8 protein-coding genes are annotated in these 5,318 nt (G+C 23.3%); all 8 read right to left on the minus strand.

The window, feature by feature from the left end; genetic code table 11:
* Nucleotides 1-104: 104 nt before the first annotated feature.
* The 8 genes from G3997_RS06700 to G3997_RS06735 all read right to left on the minus strand — a co-directional run bounded on the left by G3997_RS06700 (nt 105) and on the right by G3997_RS06735 (nt 5,258).
* On the minus strand, nt 105-998 hold the full coding sequence (locus tag G3997_RS06700; RefSeq protein WP_296644703.1) for an NAD(P)/FAD-dependent oxidoreductase: 894 nt from the start codon (nt 996-998) through the stop codon (nt 105-107).
* A gap of 18 nt (nt 999-1,016) precedes the next feature.
* A complete protein-coding gene (gene trxA, locus G3997_RS06705; protein ID WP_296644706.1) occupies nt 1,017-1,334 on the minus strand; it encodes a thioredoxin in 318 nt (105 codons plus the stop codon).
* A gap of 124 nt (nt 1,335-1,458) precedes the next feature.
* The gene (locus tag G3997_RS06710) at nt 1,459-2,700 is read right to left on the minus strand and encodes a sensor histidine kinase (protein WP_296649462.1); all 1,242 of its coding nucleotides are present in this window, start codon (nt 2,698-2,700) and stop codon (nt 1,459-1,461) included.
* Nucleotides 2,690-3,358 (minus strand): response regulator transcription factor, encoded by a 669-nt coding sequence (locus tag G3997_RS06715; RefSeq protein WP_296644709.1) that lies wholly within the window; start codon nt 3,356-3,358, stop codon nt 2,690-2,692. The genes G3997_RS06710 and G3997_RS06715 overlap by 11 nt, the downstream gene beginning before the upstream one ends.
* A 152-nt stretch (nt 3,359-3,510) precedes the next feature.
* The gene (locus G3997_RS06720) at nt 3,511-3,690 is read right to left on the minus strand and encodes a hypothetical protein (protein ID WP_296644711.1); all 180 of its coding nucleotides are present in this window, start codon (nt 3,688-3,690) and stop codon (nt 3,511-3,513) included.
* Between the two features lie 69 nt (nt 3,691-3,759).
* On the minus strand, nt 3,760-4,581 hold the full coding sequence (locus G3997_RS06725; RefSeq protein WP_296644713.1) for a hypothetical protein: 822 nt from the start codon (nt 4,579-4,581) through the stop codon (nt 3,760-3,762).
* A 24-nt stretch (nt 4,582-4,605) separates the two neighbouring features.
* Nucleotides 4,606-4,833 (minus strand): hypothetical protein, encoded by a 228-nt coding sequence (locus G3997_RS06730; RefSeq protein WP_296644715.1) that lies wholly within the window; start codon nt 4,831-4,833, stop codon nt 4,606-4,608.
* A gap of 137 nt (nt 4,834-4,970) precedes the next feature.
* Nucleotides 4,971-5,258 (minus strand): hypothetical protein, encoded by a 288-nt coding sequence (locus G3997_RS06735; protein ID WP_296644717.1) that lies wholly within the window; start codon nt 5,256-5,258, stop codon nt 4,971-4,973.
* Nucleotides 5,259-5,318 lie beyond the last annotated feature (60 nt).

The raw sequence follows: 5,318 nt of genomic DNA on the forward strand, positions 1-5,318 counted from the left end.
CTTTTCTAGATATATTGATATTACTTTAATCAAAAAGCTATCAACAAATTTTTRTACAGTATAAAATAATAAATAAAAAAGTTCTAGGATAACCTAGAACTTTTTTATTTATTATTTTTTGCTGCTATTTTTAGTTTATCTAAATGAGAAACTGCATTTATTGCAGCTATTTGACCTTGTCCTGCAGATTTTATATAAGAATATGGTTTACCTGCACAGTCTCCAGCTGCAAAACATCCAGCTATACTTGTTTGCATATTAATATCTACCTTAATATGAGGTCCATCAGTTTCTATACCAGGTACTAGTGATTTAGGAGATGCACTATCCTTTATTACAAATACTCCATCTACATCTATCTCTTTTTCCTTAAATGAAACCTTATTTACTAAAGTTTCACCTTTGATTTGTACTGGTCTATCATTTATTATCTCTATACTACTATCTAATTCATGAGATGATCTCATTAAAGGATCATTTTTATACATAGGTATAAAATAAGTTTTAGATGCTATTTCATTTAAGAAGTTAGCTTCTTCTTGAGATTCTTTATTGTATCCTATTATAGCTACTTTTTTATCTTTATATAAAGGCGCATCGCAAGTAGCACAGTATCCAACACCTTTACCTAAAAATTCTTCTTCACCTTTTATAGGTTTTCCATACTCTACTCCTGTAGCTAATATAACAGTTGTAGACTCATACATGTCATTGCCTGACATTAGAGCAAAGTAATCACCCATAGCGTATATATTATTTATTTTTTTATATGTTATTTCAATGCCCATTTCATTTAAATGATTTTGAAATTTATCTTTTAAATCTTCACCACTTATTTCGTAAAACCCTAAGTAGTTATCTATTGATGGTGCTTTTACTAATTTATTACTTAAATTTTCATTACCAAATACTATGATATTTTTATTTCTTATTTTTGCATTTATTGCAGCTGAAATACCCGCAGGTCCACTTCCTACTATAGCTATATCATATCTCATTTTATTACCACCTTAATTTTATAAATGTGATTTAACTTTTTGAACTATTGCTTCCTTCGGCATAAATCCTACTAAAGATTCTACAGGCTTACCATCTTTAAATATTATCATTGTAGGTACTGTAGATATTCTAAACTTTTGTGCTATTTCTAAGCTTTGATCTATATCAACTTTTAAGAATGTAGCATCATTTTTCATTTCTTCCCCTGCTTGTTCAAATACTGGTGCTAACATTTTACAAGGTCCACACCAAGTTGCGAAGAAATCTACTACAACTACTCCTTGATTTTCTTCAACGCTTCCTCTAAATTGAGCTGTATTTATTATTTTAGCCATTAATATTCCCTCCTAATATTTAATTACATATTTATATTATTTACTATTTTATTTATATTATAATATATTCAAATTATACCCAATGCGGAAGCATTAAACCACTAGTTTTTAACATTTTTTTACTTTATATGATTTTATCAACTTTTTTATTAGGTATAATTATTTTAAATTTAGTCTCTCCATTCTCACACCGTGCATCTATCTTCATTCCTAAATTTATAGCTAATAATTTGGCAATAGATAAACCAATTCCAGAACCATCTATATCTTTATCTCTAACATTCTCACTTCTGAAAAATCTATCAAAGATATAAGGTAAATCTTCTTTTTTTATTCCTATCCCACTATCTATTATATAAATTTCTATATCTAAATTGTCTTGTTGCTTTACATTTATATTTATATAGTCTTCTGATTTTGTATATTTAAATGCATTATCTATAAATATTAATATAAGTTGTTTTAATTTATTTTTATCTGTTAATATTATTTCATTCTTTAAACTAAAATATATATTAAACTTTTTATTTTGTATTTTAGCTATGTCATAATAGTCCATACATAAATCATCAATAAATGACTTTATGTTAACTTCACTTATATTAAGTTTAATTATAGCTTCTTCCTTTGTTAATGATAATAAATCATTTATCATTTTTTTACTTCTTCTTATTTCACTCATAGCATCTGCTATAGTTTCAACTTCATCGCTTATAGTATTATTTGGATTTTTTAACATTCTCTCTAATTTAGATGAAACTATAGATATAGGTGTTCTAAGCTCATGAGATGCATCTTGTATAAATTTAGCTTGATTGTTCCAAGCATTTTCTATAGGTATTAATGCATTTTTAGTTATATATATTGCTAAATAATAAGTGATAATAGTAGATATTAATATTCCTATTATAAATACGAATATAAGTTGTCTAAGTGAGTTTATCTCTGTATCTATATTTCTAACTATCTGAATTTGATAATCATCTATTTGTACATTTAACATTCTAAAGGTATATCCATTTTCACTAAATGTAAATATATCATTTAACTTATTTTCATATCGTTTTGGAGCTACGTCGTCAAAATACCCATCTTGATGTGTAAAATATCTTATTCTATCATCTTTATATATATAAATCATATTACTTGGATATTTTGTTACTGGATAAGCAATCGAATGTCTTGAAAATTGCATAGTTATAGATTCTAATTCATCCTTTAATTTATCATCTATACTGTTATATGTAACTCCACTAAAATATGTATATATAAATATAGAAAATAAAATTAAAAAACCAAAAACTACTCCTATGTTAATTTTTATAAGTCTTGATTTAGTTTTTTTTAATACAGACTTATTTATCATCAAAAATATAGCCTACCTTACGTTTAGTTTTTATGTATTTATCATATCCAAATTCACTTAATTTTTTTCTCAACTTGCTTACATAAACCTCTACTATTTCTATAGTAGAATCTGAATCAATACCCCATAATCTATCATAAATTTGTTCTTTTAATAAAATACATCCTTTATTTAATAGTAAATATTCTAATAAGTTAAATTGTTTATTTTGTAATTCTATTTCACAACTATTTATAAAAACTCTTTTTTCATTTACATCTAAATATAAATCTTTAAATTTAAGTTCATTTTTATTTTTTAATTTTCCATTAGTTCTAAGTATTGCATATACCCTTGCAACTAACTCTTCCATATAAAATGGCTTTGTTAAATAATCATTTGCACCTAATTCAAATGCTTTTACCTTATCATCTAATTCTTCTTTAGCTGTTAGTATAAGTACTGGTGTTTCTATATTTTTTCTAATATTTATTAAAATATCAAGACCACTCATTCCAGGAAGCATTAAGTCTAAAATTACTAAATCATATATATTTTGATTAATTTGATATAAAGCATCTTCTCCATTACTACATTTATATATATCAAAATGATTCTTTAGCTCATCATATATACTATTTAAGATTTTAATATTATCTTCTACTACTAAAATTTTCATATTATCCTCCATTTTATACTTAACTTAATATATAAATTATACAATATAATACTTTATTTTAGTTTTTATTTAAATAAATTATTKTTAAGTTGCTATATTAAATTAACAACCTATTCTAGAAGTTTTTAGCTACATATTTTGTCAGATCATTATTAGTTAAATTTATAATTATTTATGGTTTGTACAAAATCTTCAATATTAAATTCCATATTTTTATTAGGATTATTCATGAATTCATTATAGTACCAATTTGCAAAATTTGGATCTGCTAAAGTAGCATTTAGTTTTTCAAAATCTAAATCATTTTGATTTCTTTTATTTTCTCTATCCAATTTTATCACCCCTTAAATTGTAATTAGTATTAGTAATATATCATTTTTTATTCATACTTAAATTATATACTAATTATCTACACTTGCTTTATGCAGTTTTAGGTCTATACTTATATTAGCTTTATTCTTAATATCATCATAACTATAACCTAACAACTCTATTTTTTCTGTATTTTCTAATGCTTTAATCTCCATATTTATACCTTCAGAAGGTTTTAATACATTATATGAACTTATATTATCTACTATAATATATTCACCATTTTCATTTAGCTGCCCTATTTTTATAGTTATATTACCTAATTCTTTTTTTGATGTATTTTTTATATCAATTGCATAAGTATTTGTTTCATTTGAGTTTTTAACTTTATATATCTTAGATGTACTTAATACTTCATATTCTTTGCTATCTTTTAAATTTATAAGGCTTTTATTTATAACAACAGAATTATCCTTTAGATTTACAGTTACTACTTTATCTAAAGTATGATATTCATAAGATACTATATTAATATCTTTTATCTTTTCATCATTAAAAAAGCTTATTAATGATGATTCATTTGGTTTTAAAGTTAAATCTAAAAATAGTTGAGCCTTAGATATTATATTATCTTTATTATTTACTTCTTCATAATTAATTAATATATTATATATACTAAAATCTGAAATATTTTTTATATTTTTAGATAAATGTAATTCATTATTCAAATCATTCTCATTTTCAATATCTTTTATTGATAATACTTTTGCATTATCTTTATCTATATTTACACCATATACTTTCTCATTATTATCATTATTAATATTATTTGATTTACAAGCAACTAGAATTACTGTATTTACAGCTAATAATAGTAAGATAAGTATTACTTTCTTATTTAATATATTCATACTATAAACACCCCCACTAACTATTTATAATAAGTTTTTATACTCCTTCATAAAATCTTTCAATGCTTGAGTTATTATTTCTTGTTTAGTAAACTCAGAATTACTACATAGCCTTTCAAAATCTTCCCATGTTTTCTTATCTACTTTTATACTTGTACTTTTTAATTCTGTTAAATTTGTACTTTCAACTTTGATATCCTTTTTATTAGTCTTAGGTTTACTTTTCATACTTTTTAAATCTTTAACTTCCATATACCAATCATAAACTTCACATAATTTGTCTAAGTCTTCTTGTGTTATATTTATCTTTCTATCTTTTTTAGTCGTTTGTCTTTTAACAACTTTATTTTTATTATTTATTTCTTTAACTTTAGGCTTAGATTCTTTTTTTATACTTTTTTTACTTCTRATACAACTTTTTTATTACTACCCTTTTTAGGCTCCTTTTGTTTTGTATTAGTACTTTTCTTTTTGTTTAAACTTTCACCAAATTCAATTTGTTTAGTTTCATTATCTTCTTTAAGCTCATATTTTCCATTATTCATTTTATATCCATATTTATTTAAAAAACTTCTAAGAGTTGATTTTGCTATTCCTATTTCTGATGCTATATCATCAAACTTCATATTTTTATTTTGTAGTTCTATAAATTTATTTATTCTTTCATTATATTTCATGCATTCCTCCACTGTCTAAATTACTAATATTACTATTTATTTTTATTGTAACATATTATA

Source organism: Romboutsia sp. 13368 (assembly GCF_018336475.1).
Taxonomy (GTDB): Bacteria; Bacillota; Clostridia; order Peptostreptococcales; family Peptostreptococcaceae; genus Romboutsia.